The organism is Kroppenstedtia guangzhouensis (assembly GCF_014637345.1).
GTDB lineage: Bacteria > Bacillota > Bacilli > Thermoactinomycetales > DSM-45169 > Kroppenstedtia > Kroppenstedtia guangzhouensis.
In genome coordinates this window covers 215,303-233,546 of sequence record NZ_BMEX01000005.1, presented here as the reverse complement: position 1 = coordinate 233,546, position 18,244 = coordinate 215,303, and the positions used below count along the sequence as shown (strand labels likewise).

At 56.6% G+C, this 18,244-nt stretch carries 16 protein-coding genes and 1 pseudogene; 14 read left to right on the top strand and 3 right to left on the bottom strand.

The genetic code is table 11. The features are described from left to right. The first annotated feature begins 144 nt into the window (after positions 1-144). From IEV46_RS09440 to IEV46_RS18090, 4 genes and pseudogenes are all read left to right on the top strand, one after another. Entirely contained in the window at positions 145-1,107 is a 963-nt protein-coding gene (locus IEV46_RS09440; protein WP_188432443.1) for an AAA family ATPase, read from the top strand. Continuing rightward, on the top strand, positions 1,104-2,237 hold the full coding sequence (locus tag IEV46_RS09435; protein ID WP_188432357.1) for a DUF58 domain-containing protein: 1,134 nt from the start codon (positions 1,104-1,106) through the stop codon (positions 2,235-2,237). The genes IEV46_RS09440 and IEV46_RS09435 overlap by 4 nt, the downstream gene beginning before the upstream one ends. Continuing rightward, the gene (locus tag IEV46_RS09430) at positions 2,234-3,463 is read left to right on the top strand and encodes a DUF4129 domain-containing protein (RefSeq protein WP_188432356.1); all 1,230 of its coding nucleotides are present in this window, start codon (positions 2,234-2,236) and stop codon (positions 3,461-3,463) included. Before IEV46_RS09435 ends, IEV46_RS09430 begins: the two co-directional genes overlap by 4 nt. A 101-nt stretch (positions 3,464-3,564) precedes the next feature. Continuing rightward, positions 3,565-4,160: pseudogene (locus IEV46_RS18090) on the top strand (group II intron maturase-specific domain-containing protein); the annotation flags it as partial. Between the two features lie 84 nt (positions 4,161-4,244). Here IEV46_RS18090 and IEV46_RS09425 read toward each other — a convergent pair. Then, positions 4,245-5,828, bottom strand: coding sequence for a hypothetical protein (locus IEV46_RS09425; protein ID WP_188432355.1), 1,584 nt, complete (start codon positions 5,826-5,828; stop codon positions 4,245-4,247). A 372-nt stretch (positions 5,829-6,200) separates the two neighbouring features. Between IEV46_RS09425 and IEV46_RS09420 the strand changes: the two genes are divergently transcribed. Beyond that, positions 6,201-6,440 carry a hypothetical protein gene (locus IEV46_RS09420; RefSeq protein ID WP_188432354.1) on the top strand — a complete coding sequence of 80 codons (240 nt, stop codon included), beginning with the start codon at positions 6,201-6,203 and terminating at the stop codon, positions 6,438-6,440. A 360-nt stretch (positions 6,441-6,800) separates the two neighbouring features. Here the strand turns inward: IEV46_RS09420 and IEV46_RS09415 are convergent, their stop codons facing one another. Both IEV46_RS09415 and IEV46_RS09410 read right to left on the bottom strand, forming a co-directional pair. Next, positions 6,801-7,031, bottom strand: coding sequence for a hypothetical protein (locus IEV46_RS09415; protein ID WP_188432353.1), 231 nt, complete (start codon positions 7,029-7,031; stop codon positions 6,801-6,803). Continuing rightward, on the bottom strand, positions 7,032-7,379 hold the full coding sequence (locus IEV46_RS09410; RefSeq protein ID WP_188432351.1) for a hypothetical protein: 348 nt from the start codon (positions 7,377-7,379) through the stop codon (positions 7,032-7,034). Positions 7,380-7,643: 264 nt separating this feature from the next. Here IEV46_RS09410 and IEV46_RS09405 point away from each other — a divergent pair, with 264 nt between their 5' ends. The 9 genes from IEV46_RS09405 to IEV46_RS09365 all read left to right on the top strand — a co-directional run bounded on the left by IEV46_RS09405 (position 7,644) and on the right by IEV46_RS09365 (position 18,069). Further along, entirely contained in the window at positions 7,644-9,059 is a 1,416-nt protein-coding gene (locus IEV46_RS09405) for a sigma-54 interaction domain-containing protein (protein WP_188432349.1), read from the top strand. A gap of 179 nt (positions 9,060-9,238) precedes the next feature. Further along, the gene (gene kdd / locus IEV46_RS09400; RefSeq protein WP_188432340.1) at positions 9,239-10,300 is read left to right on the top strand and encodes an L-erythro-3,5-diaminohexanoate dehydrogenase; all 1,062 of its coding nucleotides are present in this window, start codon (positions 9,239-9,241) and stop codon (positions 10,298-10,300) included. A gap of 39 nt (positions 10,301-10,339) precedes the next feature. Further along, the gene (gene kamA, locus IEV46_RS09395) at positions 10,340-11,647 is read left to right on the top strand and encodes a lysine 2,3-aminomutase (protein WP_188432338.1); all 1,308 of its coding nucleotides are present in this window, start codon (positions 10,340-10,342) and stop codon (positions 11,645-11,647) included. Between the two features lie 5 nt (positions 11,648-11,652). Then, a complete protein-coding gene (gene kamB, locus IEV46_RS09390; RefSeq protein ID WP_188432337.1) occupies positions 11,653-12,684 on the top strand; it encodes a lysine 5,6-aminomutase reactivase subunit KamB in 1,032 nt (343 codons plus the stop codon). Positions 12,685-12,704: 20 nt separating this feature from the next. After that, the gene (gene kamC / locus IEV46_RS09385; RefSeq protein ID WP_188432334.1) at positions 12,705-14,363 is read left to right on the top strand and encodes a lysine 5,6-aminomutase reactivase ATPase KamC; all 1,659 of its coding nucleotides are present in this window, start codon (positions 12,705-12,707) and stop codon (positions 14,361-14,363) included. After that, positions 14,360-15,967: a lysine 5,6-aminomutase subunit alpha gene (kamD, locus tag IEV46_RS09380; RefSeq protein WP_188432332.1), complete on the top strand. Its 1,608-nt coding sequence runs from the start codon at positions 14,360-14,362 to the stop codon at positions 15,965-15,967. The genes kamC and kamD overlap by 4 nt, the downstream gene beginning before the upstream one ends. After that, complete coding sequence (gene kamE, locus IEV46_RS09375) at positions 15,942-16,697, top strand: lysine 5,6-aminomutase subunit beta (protein WP_188432329.1); 756 nt, start codon at positions 15,942-15,944, stop codon at positions 16,695-16,697. The genes kamD and kamE overlap by 26 nt, the downstream gene beginning before the upstream one ends. Positions 16,698-16,937: 240 nt before the next feature. Beyond that, positions 16,938-17,744 (top strand): ParM/StbA family protein, encoded by an 807-nt coding sequence (locus IEV46_RS09370; protein ID WP_188432325.1) that lies wholly within the window; start codon positions 16,938-16,940, stop codon positions 17,742-17,744. Continuing rightward, positions 17,737-18,069 carry a three-fingered domain-containing protein gene (locus tag IEV46_RS09365; protein WP_188432324.1) on the top strand — a complete coding sequence of 111 codons (333 nt, stop codon included), beginning with the start codon at positions 17,737-17,739 and terminating at the stop codon, positions 18,067-18,069. Before IEV46_RS09370 ends, IEV46_RS09365 begins: the two co-directional genes overlap by 8 nt. Positions 18,070-18,244 lie beyond the last annotated feature (175 nt).

Here is an 18,244-nt window from a genome sequence, read left to right as displayed (position 1 = left end):
TACAGTGATGGGGAGGTATCGATCCAAGACATGGCTGATTGCACACTTTCAGTGCTTCTCAGATTGTAAGAGTGTATCAAAAAGAGTAGTATCGGTATGTAAAGCTTGGGAATATTGATTTTTTCAGGGGGCGATGAGTTGGAAATGATCATAGAGGAGACCGCGAAAAAGATTCGCAAGGCTGTGGCCAAGGCCGTGGTGGGACAGCGCGAGACGTTGGATTTGCTCTTGGTCGGGTTGTTTTCCGGGGGGCATGTGTTATTGGAGGATGTGCCCGGGGTGGGGAAAACCCTGTTGGCCAAAGCCTTGGCGGCCAGTATTGACAGCTCATTCGGCAGAATTCAGTGCACACCGGATCTACTGCCATCGGATGTGACAGGAACGACGGTCTACAACCGGAAAGAAGGAAACTTTTATTTCAGAAAAGGCCCTCTGTTCCATCGATTGCTTTTGGTGGATGAGATCAACCGGGCCATTCCCCGGACCCAATCCGCCCTGCTGGAGGCGATGGCTGAGGGACAGGTGAGTGTGGACGGGGAGACCCGTCTGCTCGATTCCCCCTTCTTTGTGATCGCCACCCAGAATCCGGTGGAATCTCAGGGGACCTTTCCCCTCCCGGAAGCCCAGTTGGACCGGTTTCTGATGAAAGTCTCCATGGGTTATCCCAATGCAGAAGAAGAGCGGGAAATCTTCCGGTTGGCCAAAAACGAGGAGGTGTCGAAGGAAGTCACCCCGGTGACGGAACCGGCGGAAATCATGGCCGTACGGGAAGCGGTCCGGAAAGTTTACATGAACGAAGCGGTGGAAGGTTATCTTTTGGAAGTGGTGTGGCAGACCCGGGAGATGGACGGGGTGGAACTGGGAGTCTCTCCCCGGGGATTGATCGCTCTGGGGTTGGCCGCTCAGGCTTTGGCCGGGATCCGGGGACGGAACTATGTCATCCCCGACGATATCAAGGAACTGGCCCCCCATGTCCTGTCCCATCGCCTGTTATTAACCCCTTCTGTCCGCATGAACCGGCAAGGCCCCGCCGATCTGATCCGGGATCTGGTAAACCGGGTCCCCGTACCTGTGGAAGGGGATGGGGAGTCGGTGGAAAGCCGATGAGTCTTCTGTGGTGGATGTTGCTTCCGGTGGGAAGCATCTGGGTGTACAGTCGATTGTGGAGGCGCTGGACCGACGGAAAACTCTCCTATCGAATCCAGATCCCTTCGGAAACAAGTTGGGAAGGGGATTCTTTGACGGTGGAGATGGAACTGGAGAATCACTCTTGGTTGCCGTTGCCCTGGGTGGCGGTGGAACAACCCTTGCCACCCGTACTCCGGAGTAAAGGGAGGGACTCTGAGCGCTTGCGGTGGGCCACCTATCTGTTACCGCGACAGCGGGTGAAGGCCGGTTTTCGAGTGACCTGCGTTCGCAGAGGGTTTTATCATTGGGAGCCGGCCCGGTTGGAGACCAGTGACGGGATCGGGCTGGAGGAAAGACTGTACCAGCTGGATCCCGGGTGTTCAGTGCTCGTCCGGCCCCGTCCGCTGGAGGAAGCGGAGCTCATTTCCGAACTGCGGGAGATCCTGGGGGAAAAAGTCATCCACAGATGGTACCAGGAAGATCCCTCCCGGTTGTCCGGGGTTCGCCCCTGGCAGGAAGGGGATCCCTTCCGATGGATCCACTGGGCGGCAAGTGCACGCAGTGATGAGTGGTTGGTGAAGCAGTTTGAGACCACATCCCACACCACTATTCACCTGCTTCTCAACTTTCAGTTCTTTGAGTTGCATCGGATCGGAGCGGATTCCCGGATGATCGATTTTTCCTGCCGCCTGGCTGCCAACCTTTTTCGACAGGCGGAGGGGATGGGATTGAGCTATGGGTTGGAGAGCAATGCTTCCTGGCAGGGAGTCGGAGGGATGTCCGTCCCTCCCGGCAATTCCCCGGTTCACCTGGACTGGACGGAGGAGGCGTTGGGGCGTCTCCGCCCCACAGCGGCGGAGTCCTTTTCCCATCTGTTGGATCGGTTAAGCGGCAGATTGGATCCAGGGGCTCAGCTGTTGGTCATCACCGGGTACTGGGATCGGCGAATCGCCGCCGGACTGGAGCGTCTGCGGGGGGAAGGACACCCTCTCACCCTGTTTCTCCTGGATGAACCGGGACGGGAGTGGGATCTTTTTGGGCTCCCGCAGGATGTGATCCGGATTCCGGTCCCCTTGCCGGTAGGAGAACAGAAGGAGGTGCCGGCATGAGACCGGGTCGACGTTTATTGCTTTGGGCGGCTCTCAGTCAGGGAGCGGCCCTGGCCACCCTCTTCTCCGCTCTGGGGGAGCCGGGACCGCTGTTTCTGTTGGTGGCGGGTTTGTTGCTGGTCAATTTGTCGATCACGCTTGGCCGTCGCGAGGGGGTCGCCCGGGTGAGACTGGTCAATCCGAGCCTCTTCATGGCGGCGGGTCTGGGGATCTGGGCGATGGCCGAAGGGTTCCCCTCTCTCTGGACTTTCTTGGTGGCCGTGGGGCTCGGGTACTGGTTATGGAGCCGGATGCAGTCCCTTTCCGGCGGTCATCCCCGCCAGCTTCGAAATCAGCTGTTGAATGAAGGGAAACTGGATCTGGTTTTGATCCCGCTGGCTCTTGGCCTGGCAGCAATCTATAACCAACAAGTGGACGTGGGAGGGGAAGTGGTTCCCCTTCTGCTGCTGTTCTTCTGGACGCGCCTGTTTGCCCTGATTCAAGCGACCTGCTCCATGGCTGCCGGGGAAGTTTCCCGGGGCCTGATCGTAAAAGAAGGGATGCCGTATCTGTTTGTGACCGGCGTCCTGTTGCTTCTGCTCTGGAGTTTGCCTTTCACCGGTCCCTTGTGGAAGACGGTTGCCGGTTGGGCGAAATGGGGATTGATATGGATCTTCTACGGGGTCGGCGTGTTGCTTGAGCCCCTCGCCAATTGGTCCGGCTGGAGGGAGGGATGGGAGCGTTATTTTTCCAAAATGGAGCCGGAGGAACCCGAATCCTTTTCTGATGAATGGCAGACGGTTTCCGGGGGGAGCCTGATCGAACAGGACATCCTGTACCTCTTGTTCACGCTGGCGGCACTGACTGTGATGATCCTCTGGTTCCGCCGCAGGTGGATCCGTCGTTCCCGAATCGCCGCCGAATCAGAGACCACCGGAGAGGTGCGTCAGTTTATCCGGACCGACAGACGAAAGTCCCCCGGTCCTCCCGTTCCGGAAGAGGCTCCCACCTGGATGCGAAGACAGTACCGCCTGTTTCTCGAAAGGATGTGGGAACAAGGCAGAATCCGCCAAGTGGGAGAGACACCGTTGGAATTTGCGCACCGGGTGGGTGAAGAGCAGCCCGGCTTGGGGGAGATCTCAAGGGAGCTGACCGCCTACTATATGGAAGAGCGATACGGGGATCTGCCGTTGGAATCCCGGCGGCGACGGGTCACCGAATTGTTGGAGTTTCTGAAAGGGCGTTAGAAAGCACCAATCCTCCAAAAGATGGAGGGTTGGTTTTGATGCGCGCCCGGCATGGGCACATTCTACAGGGGGAAAGTCCCGAGCGGTGAAGGCAGCAGTGTCACCGGTTCACCCAGTATGCGGATGACTGCCAAATCTTCGTGAAAACGAAGAAGGCGGGACGACGCATCCAAGACTCGAGGACCTGCTTTCTCGAGAAGAAACTTCGTTTAAAGGTCAATCGGCGGAAAAGTGCGGTGGACCGCACATGGAAGCGGAGCTTCCTTGGATTCTCCTTCACATCGCATCAACAACCTCGCATCCGGATCGCCAAGGAAATAAAATCCGTCAACTGACATCCCGCAGTCGCCCCATTCCCATGGACCGGCGGATTCAGGAACTGAACCACTACCTCATGGGTTGGTGTAGCTATTTCAAGTTGGCGGAAACCCCAACGGTGTTTCGGCGCTTGGATGAATGGCTGCGAAGGCGCCTTCGGATGATCCGCTGGAAAGAGTGGAAACGGCTGAAGACTCGGGTACGCCAGCTTATTTCTATGGGCATTCCGAAAGGGAAGGCCGATAAGTGGGGCAACACCCGGAGGAAATACTGGCGCATCGCAAAGAGCCCTATTCTACACCAAACCCTTGACCTTGCCTATTGGCAAGACCAAGGGCTTCTGAGTGTCGCTCGTCGAACCCAATTCCTTCGTCAGACGCAGTGGAACCGCCGTATACCGAATGGTACGTTCGGTGGTGTGAGAAGACGGGGGTTAGTCGCCCTCTCTTACTCGATCCTACACTCAGGATGTGGCCGGTGGGTGGTTGGCGTAACGTTCCGCCACGACGGGGGCGAGGTCACAGGGGGTTCCCCAGCTCTGGGAGACCAACAGGCGGACATATTCAGCGTGGGCGGCCAGGTCGGGAAGGGTCCCCCCTTGTTCGGTTTCCGGCAGCAACCCCCATTTTTCCGCCAGAGTCTCGATGGCAGAGAGATAAGAAGTCACATCCCGGTCCAGCAACAGTTCATAATGGGCTCTCTCTCCGATGGAGATCAGCCGCTGCCCATTTTCCGTCCCGGGCTGTCCAAAAGAGGGGTTCTTTTCCAATGCAGTCCGCACCAGGGGATCTCTCGCCGGTCGCACTCCCATCCGGACGTGTCGGATCAATTCCTCCACCTTGAATGACTCCGGCGCTTGGAGGATCTGCTGCTTCAGCCAACGGTCGGCTGTTTCCCGATAGCGGCGCGCGGATGATTTATCGCCGCGGGATTCCGCCAGATCGGCGGCACAGATCAGGGCGGCGATCCCTGTTTCCGGGGGCGTGGTTCCACCACTTTTCACCAGGGAATCGGCAGCGGACCGAATCCCTTTTTCAAAGAGACGGACCGCTTCCAACTGCCAGGCCAACTGAATAATGCAGGCGGTCTCCTCCGGAGAGGATGGGTTCCCCGCCGTCGATGGGGGGAGAAAACCTCCATCCGCCTGCTGTCTCCGGGAGAGTAGATACTTGAGTGCCCGTTTGGGAGTTTGCAGTTCCCCTGCTGCCCAGAAGGCAGTCAGGAGCGGAATCAGTGTCTGGACAGAAGAATCGGCTGCGTCTTCCGGAAACCCGGCGCGGAAAGATCCGGGTTCCTTTTTATCCTCCAGTGCCCGGAACAGCATCAGGCTTTGGTAATAAAGCGGAGGCGCCCATCCCTCCAGGCTGTTCAATTTGCGGCAGTAGAGCTGCCAGTCCCGATTGTAGGATTCCAACAGTTCAGGCCAGGGGCAGCGCAGGGTTCCTTCCGCCTCTTCCACTGCTTTGGCTTCTGTTTCACCAAAACTGAGGACAAGGGTGAACCCGTCTTCCTTCCCAGGATGGATGGGGATGGACAGGATTCCTGCCTCTGTCACCTGCACCGGACTTCCCAATGGGACGGTGGAGGCGACAACGGTGACTGCTCCTTCTTTTTCCTGCAGAATGAGAGCTTGCCGTCCCCCGATAGAATCGATTCGGAGTCGGTGGTTGTTCCCTGTCAGCTGAAGAGAAAGGTGGAGATCTCCGGGGGAGGCCGACGGGAGATTCGGTTGAACCCGGAGTGCCAAAGATTGACGAAGCGGGTCGGTGATCACGGTTTGATTCACCCTCAAGCGTCGGTCGGTGTCCATGAGGAGTTGTCGAAAGGCAAGAGAGTGTTCTTCCACCGGTTCCACCTGTTGGGCAGCACTCTGAAGAGGGATGGACCCATCGGCGACTGTCCACTGCAATCGGCGGAACCGGGGAGAGGCGAGGTCCGGATAAAAGACTTCCCCCAAAGCTTCCTCAGTCAAAGTGAACCAGACCTTGGAGTGATGATTTTGTGCGGTTCCCCAACCCAGTCGATACTTGGTTTGTGATGGTTTCATATGGTGTTTTCCTCCCCCGTTTGTCGTTGTTCAGCCCTTTCCATTACGGATCGATCCGGCATATTCATAATGTGAAGCCGGAATTGAGGAATACCGGCAACCGCCCGGTCGAGCCGGATGTCTACTCCGGGAAACCGGGTTGCGAGGTGAGCCTATGATATTTTTGCTTGGAATGGCCATCGCCTTGACCAAAGCACTTTGGCTGTTGTTTTTCATATTCCTGTCCTTATGGACCATCTGACCCCTCCCGGTCGGGCCTCCGGAATTCCGCTGATGAGGGGGATTCCTTTTTCCTGATCTGTTGAAAGATTGAAACGACAAAAGGTATGATATGGAAAAGTTGAACTGATTGAGGAGAAGGGGGTTCAGATCGTGAAACTGTTGCGATGGGCGGTGATGGCCATGTTTATTTTGATGACGGCCACCTTGTTGCCTTTCAATCTGTATGCTCAATCGAAAGCCCCTGAGGTGGAAAATCGAGAAAGGGTGGGGATCCGATTTCCGGTGGACAGTCTGGATATGCAAGAGGAAGAAGTCAGGCCGGGTCAAATCAAGCCGGGGAACAAAGGAGTGGAAAAAGTGGATGTCCGGTGCCGGGCCGGTCCGACGTAATCTGCCGCTGAAATTCGGGCAATCATCAAGAGGATGTCCGGATCACCCCCCCCTTAAGCCCGAAAAAACCCGGGTGATTCGTCCGACAGATGATCAAATTCCACTCCACATCTCCTTCACTCCGGGTCAGGCAGGATGATTGACCACATGGGATGAGGTGATCGTGTTGTTTCAGGTGACTCGCCCCCGCAGGGCATAAGTCCGGCCTGAGCCGTTTCCCACCCGGTCTCGCCAAGACAGTACACACGACACCCTTTCCAATGCATGTTTTTCGTTGATCAACCAGCTCACTTCAGAGTGTGTCGGATTTTCATCATCCATTCTTCAGGAGGTGATCATGCAAACCCGCTTTTTATGCGATTAGCTCCCGGTATCGGTGATATCTGACTGTTTGTACGCGATTTGGCCTCCGGATCTGCTGCTGTACAAGTTTGAATCCACCCATGTTTCCCCGGTGATTTTTCCGGCTTCCGCCACGGGAGCCCTTTTCTTTTTCAAAGAGAGTCGGGGAGACCTTGGTGACGCAATACTTGATTTAGGCAGGGAACCGACCGATGTCACTTTGGAGAAAGGCATGGCCGGCCTCCGCATTCATTCACCCTCCATCTCTTTCCGTTCCGGACTTCCCGGGGGCGCCCACAGGGTGTGGCCAGGGACGAGCAAATCCGGATCGGTTCCCAAGTGGTGGAGGAGAGCCGGTGCCACTTCCCGGGGAAAGAGATCCAGGTGATGAGCCAGAAAACCCGCTCCATACTCCTTAAAGGTGGGATGACGCTCTTCCCAATCCCGGTCATAGTAGTGTTCAAAGCTTTCGTTCCAGTGGGCCTCGATGATTCCGAGGGCGGCTTCCAGGCGTTCCCTCATCTCCCGCTGACCATCCTTCACCATCGGCCACAGTTCTTCCAGGACTCCTTCCCGTTCTTCACGTGTCCAAGCCATCCCAATCCCTCCGTGTACTGAGTGATCCCTTGAAGCGTTGAATGAGTGCCGGCCGGGCCGGTCGGGATTGGGCTTCACATTTCTTGCGATCCAAAATCACTCCATGTGAAACCCAACCCTTCCTGTGATGACATTTTCACAACGATATCTTGTGACAGAGGATGTGATCAAAATAGACTATAACCAATGTTTTGCATATAATCAAAGTGATGAATTTTCGGCACACCGGTGATCAATATTCGGCACAGGTCAGGGGGGAGACGCATGGAGGAGATCTCTTTTACGGAAAAGGTGTTGCGGGAGGTGCTGAAAGGGATTGATGAAGGGATACATGTGGTGGACGCTGAGGGAAGAACCGTCTTTTACAATCAGTTTGCCGCCCGTTTGGACGGGATGGAGGAAGGGGAGGTTCTGGGGAGCCACCTGTTGGAGGTGTTCCCTTCCCTCACACCCAAAACGAGTACCCTGTTGAAGGTGATCCGCACCGGGGAGCCGATTTACAATCAGCAACAGAGCTACACCAACCGTCACGGGAAACGGATCGTGACCGTCAACTCCACCATGCCGGTGTTGGTGGAGGGCCGGCGGGTGGGGGCGATGGAGGTGTCCAAGGATATCACCCGGATCCAAGAGCTGTCAGAGAAGGTGATCGATCTGGAACGGAGGATGCGTTCCCCGGTGGAAGGGAAGCGATCTGTCAGCAGGGGATTATATCGCTTTGAGCAGATCCTTACCCAAAGCCCTGTGATGAAAGGGGAGATCCATCGGGCCAGACGGGCGGCTGCCACCCGGTCACCGGTGCTGGTGGTGGGGGAGACGGGGACGGGGAAGGAGCTGTTGGTTCAGTCCCTCCATTCCGCTTCCCCCCGTGGCAAAGGGCCTTTTATCGCCCAAAACTGCGCTGCCATCCCCTCTTCCCTGCTGGAAGGGATCCTCTTCGGAACCGTGCGGGGGGCCTTCACCGGCGCCGAGGACCGGCCGGGTCTGTTTGAACTGGCGGAGGGGGGCTCCCTCTTTTTGGACGAGATCCATGCCATGCCCGTCGATCTGCAGGCCAAACTGCTCCGGGTGCTGGAGGATGGTGCCGTGCGGCGGGTGGGGGATGTGAAGACACGACCGGTGGATGTGCGGATTTTGGCGGCCACCAACGAGGATCCGGAAACCAGTGTGAAAGAGGGGAGGCTGCGGAAAGATCTATACTACCGGATCCATGTGGTCCGGTTGGAAATTCCTCCTCTCCGGGAGCGGCGGGAAGATATCCCCCTACTCACCCGCCACTTCATCCAAAAGTACAATTATCGCTTTGAGACCTTGGTCACAGCAGTGTCGACAGAAGTGGAAAATTTGTTTGCCGATTACAGTTGGCCGGGAAATGTACGGGAACTGGAACACGCCATTGAAGGGGCGATGAATCAGGTGGAGGGGGATCGGATCGAGTTGGAGCATCTACCCCGTCACCTGACCGATTCTGGGAGAAGAGAGGGAAAGTTTGAGCTCTTCCGGGATATGGACCTGAATCTTCCCCTTCCTCTCCTGCTGTCACGGGTGGAAGAAGAATCCATCCGCCGGGCTTTGAAAACCACCGGCAACAATGTGCGTCGAGCGGCGGCACACCTGGGCATTCCCCGCCAAACATTGCAGTACAAGTTGCGAAGACTGGGCCTGAACCCGAACCGGTGAGTGGATGTACAGGAGAACAAACACTTCTGTTTCAGAAAAAAATTTTTTATTTCCCTTGTGGATGCCGATTTTTCGGCATCTCTTTTTTTGAGGTGTGAGAGAAATTCCCGCCATTACCCGCTTTCTGAAGATGGCATACTTTTTGCTTTCTAAAAACAGGGACGGATGGGGGTGATGGTTTGGAAGACAAAAGCAGTCACAGGAAAGGGAACCGGTTCGGATTGCACCGGGTGGTCCAACCCAAGGGGTTGCTACCGCAGCCCGCCTGGAAGCTGGATCCGGAACCGGTCTGTTATGACAATGAACTTCTGATCGATGCCATTTGCCTCAATATCGACTCCGCCTCCTTCAATCAACTGAGGGAAGAGGCGTGCGGGGATCCGGCCGGAGTAAAGAAGCGGATTCTGGAAATCGTGCGGGAGCGGGGAAAGATGCACAACCCGGTCACCGGCTCCGGAGGGATGATGATCGGACAGGTGGCAGAGGTGGGCTCCGCCTTTCCCGATCGAAAGATCCGTCCAGGAGATCGGATCGCCACGTTGGTCTCTCTCAGTTTGACCCCGCTGGTGCTGGATTCCATTGAGTCGGTCGATCTGGCGACAGGACAAGTGGAAGTCCGGGGAAAGGCAGTCCTGTTCGCCAGCGGTTCCTTTGCCGTTTTGCCGGAGGATCTGTCGGAAAGTCTTTCTCTGGCAGTCTTGGATGTGTGCGGAGCACCGGCCCAGGCCGCCCGGTTGGTGCAACCGGGACAGAGGGTGACAGTGCTGGGGGCCGGTGGGAAATCGGGGCTTCTCACCTTGTATCAGGCCCGGAAACAAGTGGGGACGGAAGGGATCGTCCTCGCTTTGGAATCCAGGGGGGCCGCCTGTGAGGAGCTCCGTTCCCTGGGACTGGCCGATCAGGTGATCCAGGTGGATGCCAAGGACCCGGTGTCGGTTCTGGAAGCGGTGGAGACTGCCACCGGGGGCTGTTTGTCTGATGTGACCTTTAACTGTGTGAATGTTCCGGATACAGAGTTATCAGCTGTCTTGGCCACCCGGGAGAGGGGAATCGTCTACTATTTCAGCACTGCGGTCCGGTTCACTCAGGCGGCCCTTGGAGCGGAAGGGTTGGGCAAAGATGTCCAGATGATGATTGGGAACGGCTTTGCTCCAGGACATGCGGATCTGGCGCTCAACCTTCTGCGGGAATCGCCGGAGCTGAGGGCACTTTTTGAATCCCGGTATGTGTCGACCTGCTGAAAGGATCACCTAAACTTATCAAGGAAGGAAGGGATTTATATGGCGCGGGACTGGCGTGAAGTGGAGCTGTGGAAAGATGTGACCGAAGAACAGTGGAATGATTGGTTGTGGCAGCTGACCCACACCATCCGCAAGCTGGATGATCTGAAAAAAGTGGTCCACTTGAAGGAAAACGAGGTGGGAGGCGTCGGAATTTCCCATCAGACGATCCCGCTCAACATCACCCCATACTATGCATTGCAGATGGATACAGAGGATCCGACCTGTCCGATCCGGATGCAGTCGGTCCCGTTGTCCACGGAACTGGAACAGACGAAATACGATATGGAAGACCCCTTGTTGGAAGACACCGATTCCCCGGTGCCGGGCCTGACCCACCGTTACCCGGATCGCGTTCTCTTTCTGATCACCAACCAGTGCTCCATGTATTGTCGATACTGCACCCGTCGTCGTTTCTCCGGCCAGATCGGGATGGGCGTCCCCAAAAAGCAGATGGATGCCTGTATCGACTATATCCGGAGTAATCCGCAAGTGCGGGACGTGCTTCTCTCCGGCGGGGACGGTCTGTTAGTCAATGACCGGATTCTCGAGTATCTGTTGAAAAACCTGCGGGAGATTCCCCACGTGGAGATCATCCGGATCGGAACCCGGGCACCGGTGGTGTTTCCCCAACGGATCACCGAGGATCTGTGCAATATTCTGAAAAAATATCACCCGGTCTGGCTCAACACCCACTTCAACCATCCGAAGGAGATCACACCGGAAGCGAAGCGGGCCTGTGAAATGTTGGCTGACGCCGGTGTTCCCCTGGGCAACCAGGCGGTCATTCTGGCGGGGATCAATGACTGTCCCCACATTATGAAGAAGCTGAACCATGAGCTGGTGAAAATCCGGGTCCGCCCCTATTATATCTACCAGTGCGACCTGTCCGAAGGGATCGGTCATTTCCGCGCCCCGGTTTCCAAAGGTTTGGAGATTATGGAATATTTGCGGGGTCATACCTCTGGCTATGCGGTGCCCACCTTTGTGGTGGATGCCCCCGGCGGCGGTGGCAAAATCCCGGTGGCCCCCAACTATGTGATCTCTCAAAGCTCACAAAAGACCATCCTGCGGAACTTTGAAGGGGTGATCACCTCCTACCCCGAACCACAGAATTATAAAGAGCACGATGCGGAAAATTGCGAGTACTGCCGGGCCAGTGCCGGGAAAAATATCGGGATCACCTCCCTGATGGCGGATGAGAGGATCAACCTGGAGCCCAAGGTGTTGAGCCGGGAAGAACGTCGCGGAGATTTTGAACGGAAGAAGAAAAAAGTGCCGAAAAAGTCTCCAGCAACCAAGGCCTGACCCCGATGCTGAAGCGGTTGGCAGAGGAAGGGGTCCGCTCTCTTTCTGTCGTCGGTCTGTCCAAAAACGCAGGCAAGACGACAGTGCTGAACACCTTGGCGAAAGAGGGCGAGGAGAAGGGCTTACTCCCCGGTTTTGTCAGCATCGGGGTGGATGGGGAAGAGCGGGATGTCTGGAGTCTGCGGGAGAAGCCTCCCGTTCGGGTTCCGGCGGGGGGATTGGTTGCGACAGCGGCTTCCCTGCTGGAGGTCCGGGGCGGGGATTGGGAGCTGGTGGAATCGACCCCTCTTCAATCCCCCTTGGGCCCCGTCATCCTGGCCCGCGCTCGTCACCGGACAACGGTCAAACTGGCAGGGGTGACCCGGAGCGACGGGGTGCGGAAGGTAGTGAGCCGTCTGAGTGACCTGGGAGCCGGGATGGTATGGGTGGATGGAGCCTATGACCGGAAGGCGGCGGCCAGCCCCTGGGTGACGGATGCGACTGTCTGTGTGGTCGGCGCTGCCATGGGACGGTCATTAGATCTGATTCTGCAACGAACGGAAGAGATGATTCGCCTCCTCACCCTTCCCGAGGCGAGAAACCCGTTGGTCCGATCCGCTGCTGAGATCGCCAGGTCGAACAACAGTCTGGTGGGGATGCGGGAAGGACGCATCGAGGTGTTGCCCGCATCTTCCCTGTTGTTGGAGGAGTCGGTTCGGGAAGCTCTGGCCGGGAAGAGTTGGGCGGGATTGGCCTTGCCCGGCTCTCTTACGGACCGGGGGTTGGAATTTTTGATGAGTTTGGGGTTCCCTCTCTCCTTGACGGTAAGGGACCCCACCCGTTGTTTTGTCTCCCTGTCCACACTGCGTAAGTTTTACAGGAAGGGAGGCCATCTTTCCTACTTAAAAGGAATCCGGTTGGCCGCTGTTGCCATCAACCCGGTTTCCCCCGACGGATATGCCTTCGACCCGGCGGGGATGAGAGCGCAAGTGGCTCAAATCTGTGAACCGGTTCCTGTCTTTGATGCGGTTCGGGATCTGCGGATTCCCGGATCATGAAATTTAAGGGATAGCGGGGGATGAAAGTGTGGATGGACGAGGACACCGGGCGGTCCCTCCGCTGGTATGACATTTGGTCCCGTTTTCAGCCCCGAACCCCGATGGGGCAGCGTGCCAAAGAGTCACTTTCTCCTTTTATGCCGGGGGAGGAGAAGGAGTGGCAGCGGTCGCTGGCGGAACAGGAAGGGTTACGGGCAGCCCGGAATTCCCGGGCGGATTGGGGGAGGCGGGTGGAGGAGCTTCTGAAGCGGTTGCCGGATCCCTCTGCCGTTCTCCGGATGTTGGAGCGGAGGGAGACTCCAAAGGTGTCCGATTGGTTCAGGCTGAAGCAATTTTTGTGGCAGGGCAGGTTGTTGCGGGAGTGGATCCCGGAGGCGGCACCTGATTTTCGGTTTCGGACCCAGGAGGAGGAGTGGCGGGAGGGGATCGCCTTGATGGATCCCGGTTCAGTCCCTTCCGCCGCTTTTGCGCTGACCCCGGCTTTGGATCCCAGGTTGGGCCCGCTTCAATCCCGCCGCGACGAGGAAGAGCGACGGGCGGAAGAAGCCAGGGAACGAGCGGCAACGGTTGTGGAGGAAGACTATCCGCTGCGGCGAAACCGGGAGGGGGAATGGGTGGTGGACCGTCACTCCCCCCTCCTAAAAAAGATACTGGAAGATCCACGGGTGCTCCGGGTGCGGGAGACCCCCTTTGAAGTGATCTGTCGACCCTCTCCCACCCGGGAGGAGACAGAAGCGATACGTCGGTTGAACTTGGCAAAGGAAGAACTGGAGGCGGTGGAGCGGGAGATTCTGACCCGCCTCGTCGCCTCTTTCCAACCCAAACTTCCCTTCCTTGCGGAGGCCGTGGAGGAGATGGCTCATCTGGATCTGCAATGGGCACGGATGCAGGCGGCGGAAGGATGGGATGGCACCCGTCCCCTTCCGGGAGAATCCTACCGAATCGAAGGAGGGGTTCATCCCCTGGTCGCCGAAACCCTGGAGCAGCAGGGGAGAAGTTTCACCCCGGTGAATGTAGAGGTGGGACAGGGGGCTACGGTGATCATCGGTCCCAATATGGGCGGAAAAACCGTGGCGCTCACCACGGTGGGCCTGATCGCAGCCCTTGGGCAATACGGATTTTTGGTACCAGCCTGCCGTTCCTCCATGCCTTTGGTGCCCTGGATTGTCGCGGTGATCGGGGATGGCCAGGATTCCCGATCCGGGCTCAGCACCTTCGGAGCGGAGGTGCGGCGGATCGCCGACACCTTTTCTCTCCCGGAAGGAGGGTTACTGTTGGCTGATGAGGTGGGCCGGGGCACCAATCCGGTGGAGGGGGCGGCTTTGTCAGCGGCTCTCACCGGTCACTTGGCAAGATGCGGCAACCGTTCGCTGCAGGTGACCCACTTTCGGGAGGTGCTTGAAGTTGGGGAGGCGAGGGTATACAGGGTGATGGGCCTGTCCCGAGATTTAGGTTCCTCATCCTTTCCTCCTTCGAATGGAGAGGGGGAAAGAATCCTGGCAGAGGGGATGGATTACCGGCTCATCCCCTGGGAGGGGGAACCCGTACCCCGGGATGCACTCACCATCGCCGGCCTGTTGGGACTTCCCCGTGGGATTTTGCAGGATGCGCAGCGCCGTCTCGGGCAAACCGCGACAGAAGGTGGGAAAGCAACGAAGAGCAAGGGGGTTACGGAATGAGAGATAAATTGCGGTTGGATCCGTCGCAAATTGCCCGGGCCCGAACTGCGGCGACCCGGATTGCCGCAGATATGGACGAATTTATCGCAAAGCGGACGACGGTAGCGGTGGAACGGACCGTCCTGCGGTTGATGGGGGTAGATGGAGTGGATTCCGAGGGGGTCCCCCTTCCCAATGTGGTGATAGATCATTTGCTGCAAAAAGGGGAGCTGGAAAAGGGAGCGGCATTCTGGGTAGTGAACGCCGGAGTCCAATACGGGCTGACCCCACAGCAGGTGGCGGAACGAGTGGCATCAGGTTCCCTGGACCTGACATCGATTTCCCGCTGTGACGGGGAAGCCCTCCGCCGGGAAGGGAGCCGGTTGGCTGCGGCGGGATTGAATCGGATTGCTGCCAACCGGAAGGATCGGGAAGAGCGGATCCGGCGATTGGGGGAAGGGAGGAAGCCCTACCTCTATGTGATTGTGGCCACGGGAGATATTTATGAGGATGTGATTCAGGGGAAATCTGCCGCCCGTCAGGGAGCGGATATTGTGGCTGTCATCCGGAGCACAGGACAGAGCTTGATCGATTATGTTCCCTTTGGTGCCACCCGGGAAGGATTCGGCGGAACCTACGCCACCCAGGAAAATTTTCGATTGATGCGGAAAGGGCTGGATGAAGTGGGGGAAGAGGAGGGACGGTATATTCGTCTCTGTAACTATTGCTCCGGCCTCTGCATGCCGGAAATTGCCGCTATGGGGGCCATGGAACGGCTGGACGTGATGCTCAACGATGCCCTCTACGGGATCCTGTTTCGGGATATCAATATGCAACGGACTTTGATCGACCAAGCTTTCTCCCGCATGATTAACGCATATGCCGGAATCATGATCAATACCGGGGAAGATAACTATCTTACCACCGCCGATGCCGTGGAAGCGGCACATACCGTGCTCGCCTCTCAATTCATCAATGAGCAGTTCGCCCTTCAGTCCGGTCTTCCGCCGGAACAGATGGGACTGGGTCATGCCTTTGAGATCAACCCAGAGCTGGAGGACGGGTTTTTATTGGAACTGGCTCAAGCCCAGATGGCACGTCAGATCTTTCCTGAGGCTCCGTTGAAATATATGCCTCCGACCAAACACATGACCGGAAATATATTTAAAGGACACCTTCAGGATGCGATGTTTAACCTGGTCAGCATCATGACGGGCCAAGGGGTGCAGCTCCTCGGAATGATGACGGAAGCGATGCATACTCCTCATATCCATGACCGGAAACTGGCGATTGAAAATGCACAATACATTTTTAACAATGCCCGTCATTTAGGGGAGGAAATCTTGTTCCGACCCGGGGGACGGATAGAACAGAGAGCTCAGGAGGTGCTGAATCGGGCGGTCGCCATGTTGGAGGATGTGGAAAAGATCGGCCTGTTCACCGCTTTGGAACGGGGGATGCTGGCAGATGTGAAACGGAGCCGGACCGGAGGCAAAGGACTCTCCGGTGTGCTGGAGAAAGGGGAAGATTACTATAACCCCTTGGAGACCGAGCTGAGAAAACGGATCGGACTTCCCCGACGGGAGGAGGAACAGGCACATGGCTGTGGACTTGAGGCGAATTAAACCTTATGGGGATACAATGGATGATGGAGCCGTGCAACTCAGTTTCTCCCTCCCGGTGCCCTGCGGCGAAGAAGCCCGGGAAGCGGCCCGGCAGCTGGTGGCTCAAATGGGGATGGAGGATCCCCAAGTGTATCACATGGCCGACTTGGGGGAAGGGTACACCTGGTTTATCGTTTACGGAAAATGCATGCATCGGGTGGACTTCACCCGGATCCGCGTTCCCAAAGTGAAATCCGACCGGATGGATTTTTACCAGATCAATGAATGGATCCGGAAGCGGATCGGGCGAAAAGTGGTGGTGATCGGCGCTTGCACCGGCACCGATGCCCATACGGTCGGGATCGATGCCATCATGAACATGAAAGGATATGACGGAGAATATGGATTGGAGCGCTACCCCGAAATCGACGCCTACAACCTGGGCAGTCAGGTGCCCAATGAGGAGATGTTGGCCAAGGCGATTGAACTGAAGGCAGATGCGATTCTCGTATCCCAGGTGGTGACTCAGAAAGGGATTCACATCGCCAATCTGACTCAGTTGGTGGAATTGGCCGAGGCGGAAGGTTTGAGGGAGAAGTTGATCCTCATCTGCGGTGGCCCTCGCATCAATCATGAGATGGCCCTGGAGTTGGGGTATGATGCCGGGTTTGGACCCGGCTCCCTCGCCCCCGACGTTGCCTCCTTTATCGTTCAGGAGTTGGTACGGAGACAGCAGGGAACGGACGGCTGATCATATCCTGATCAGCAGGGATTTCTCTCCAATCATTAGATGCCCGGACCGCCGGTATGGCGGTCTTTTTTTACCCTGGATTTTCGGTCCATGGAAGAGGGATGGCCATGCCGGAAAAATCAGTCGACTGAAATCCAAAGGCTGTTGTATAATCAAATGTATATACAAACTTAGTTTGGATTTGCAATTGTATATACAAATGTAAAACTCCCATGATTACATAATAGGAGTGGTGAATCGATGTCTTCTCAGTTGGTAGCGGTGGATGCCGGTCGTCATGGCACAAAAGTGAAATACAAGGAAGAAGGAGGAACTTTTTGGTTCCCCAGTGCTGTCAGTAAGGCGATTGAAGGTCATCGCGAGTTTCTGGAAGGGGATTTGGAGGTCCGATACAAGGGCAAAGCCTACTTCATCGGGGAACTGGCTCAGCGGGAAGGATATCCCCAACGTTTGATGACGGAATCGAAGGTTCATGAACAGACTTTGTTGGAAGTCCTCGTGGCTGTGTTCAAATCAGGGGTTGCGGGGAGCTGTCAAGTGATGACCGGTCTGCCGATCAACCTGTATACGGATGAGAAGGAACGTGCGGGCGTGAAACGATTACTGGAAGGGAAACATGATCTCACCGTGAACGGTATCCATCGGGAGATAACCATCGAAAAAGTGGGCCTGGCCCTTGAATGTGCCTCCAGTTTTTTTGCCCAACCGGAACAAGGTACGATCCGGATCCTCGATCCCGGTGCCCGTACCACCAACTATGCCACTTTTCAGGATGGTACGTATATTGGGAGAGAGTCCGGTACGATTCCATTGGGATGGGACAGTGTGCGTGGCGCCGATGCGGATGTGATGGCGGGCCAAATTGTCTCCGAAGTGGGAAAATCTTGGAATCCCTCTGACCGAGTGAAGATCATCGGGGGGAATGCGGCGCCTCTTGAGGAGCCCTTGAAAAGAATCGGGTTCGGATTTGCCTTTGCTGCGGAAAATCCGATGTTTGCCAATGTGGAAGGTTTTTATGCGGTGGGAAGGAGCCTGATCGATGCCTGATCCATATGAGGGAAAAAGTCGGGTTCATCGCTTGGTCAGCTTTAATCCCCGGGATCGTACACAACGGATGCTGTTGGAATACATCGATCGACGGGATGTGAACTTCAGCGGGTTGGTCAAACATCTGCTGTTTGCTCATCTGACAAGTGGTGGAAGCCCGGGAGGAGCCCTTGCACAGTCGGTATTTTCAACACCTACCGCTGGCAGGGGAGAGCGACAAAGGGGGATGGAAGCTGAACATATGCCAACCTCCACTTCACCCTCATCTCCCGTTCTATCCACCTCCAATAAACCGCCCTTCGGGGGAATGCCCGTTGACTTTTAGACCGCAGAAGCGGTCTTTTTTATTCCAATGAAGAAATGGGACATCCCATCACTTGGGAGTGCTGATCTATCCATTGTTGGGGATCCAGCTGTCTGACTGTATCCGATCTCTTGCAGAAAGTGCATCATGAGATATCGGGGAGCGGAAGCGCCCCCCAGGCGAGACCGGTGCCCCC

Excerpts from the sequence above, each read along its gene's own strand:
- IEV46_RS09440 (WP_188432443.1), top strand. The coding sequence starts at position 145 with ATGATCATAGAGGAGACCGCGAAAAAGATTCGCAAGGCTGTGGCCAAG.
- IEV46_RS09435 (WP_188432357.1), top strand. The coding sequence starts at position 1,104 with ATGAGTCTTCTGTGGTGGATGTTGCTTCCGGTGGGAAGCATCTGGGTG.
- IEV46_RS09430 (WP_188432356.1), top strand. The coding sequence starts at position 2,234 with ATGAGACCGGGTCGACGTTTATTGCTTTGGGCGGCTCTCAGTCAGGGA.
- IEV46_RS09425 (WP_188432355.1), bottom strand. The coding sequence starts at position 5,828 with ATGAAACCATCACAAACCAAGTATCGACTGGGTTGGGGAACCGCACAA.
- IEV46_RS09415 (WP_188432353.1), bottom strand. The coding sequence starts at position 7,031 with ATGCGGAGGCCGGCCATGCCTTTCTCCAAAGTGACATCGGTCGGTTCC.
- IEV46_RS09410 (WP_188432351.1), bottom strand. The coding sequence starts at position 7,379 with ATGGCTTGGACACGTGAAGAACGGGAAGGAGTCCTGGAAGAACTGTGG.
- IEV46_RS09405 (WP_188432349.1), top strand. The coding sequence starts at position 7,644 with ATGGAGGAGATCTCTTTTACGGAAAAGGTGTTGCGGGAGGTGCTGAAA.
- kamA (WP_188432338.1), top strand. The coding sequence starts at position 10,340 with ATGGCGCGGGACTGGCGTGAAGTGGAGCTGTGGAAAGATGTGACCGAA.
- kamB (WP_188432337.1), top strand. The coding sequence starts at position 11,653 with ATGCTGAAGCGGTTGGCAGAGGAAGGGGTCCGCTCTCTTTCTGTCGTC.
- kamC (WP_188432334.1), top strand. The coding sequence starts at position 12,705 with ATGAAAGTGTGGATGGACGAGGACACCGGGCGGTCCCTCCGCTGGTAT.
- kamD (WP_188432332.1), top strand. The coding sequence starts at position 14,360 with ATGAGAGATAAATTGCGGTTGGATCCGTCGCAAATTGCCCGGGCCCGA.
- kamE (WP_188432329.1), top strand. The coding sequence starts at position 15,942 with ATGGCTGTGGACTTGAGGCGAATTAAACCTTATGGGGATACAATGGAT.
- IEV46_RS09370 (WP_188432325.1), top strand. The coding sequence starts at position 16,938 with ATGTCTTCTCAGTTGGTAGCGGTGGATGCCGGTCGTCATGGCACAAAA.
- IEV46_RS09365 (WP_188432324.1), top strand. The coding sequence starts at position 17,737 with ATGCCTGATCCATATGAGGGAAAAAGTCGGGTTCATCGCTTGGTCAGC.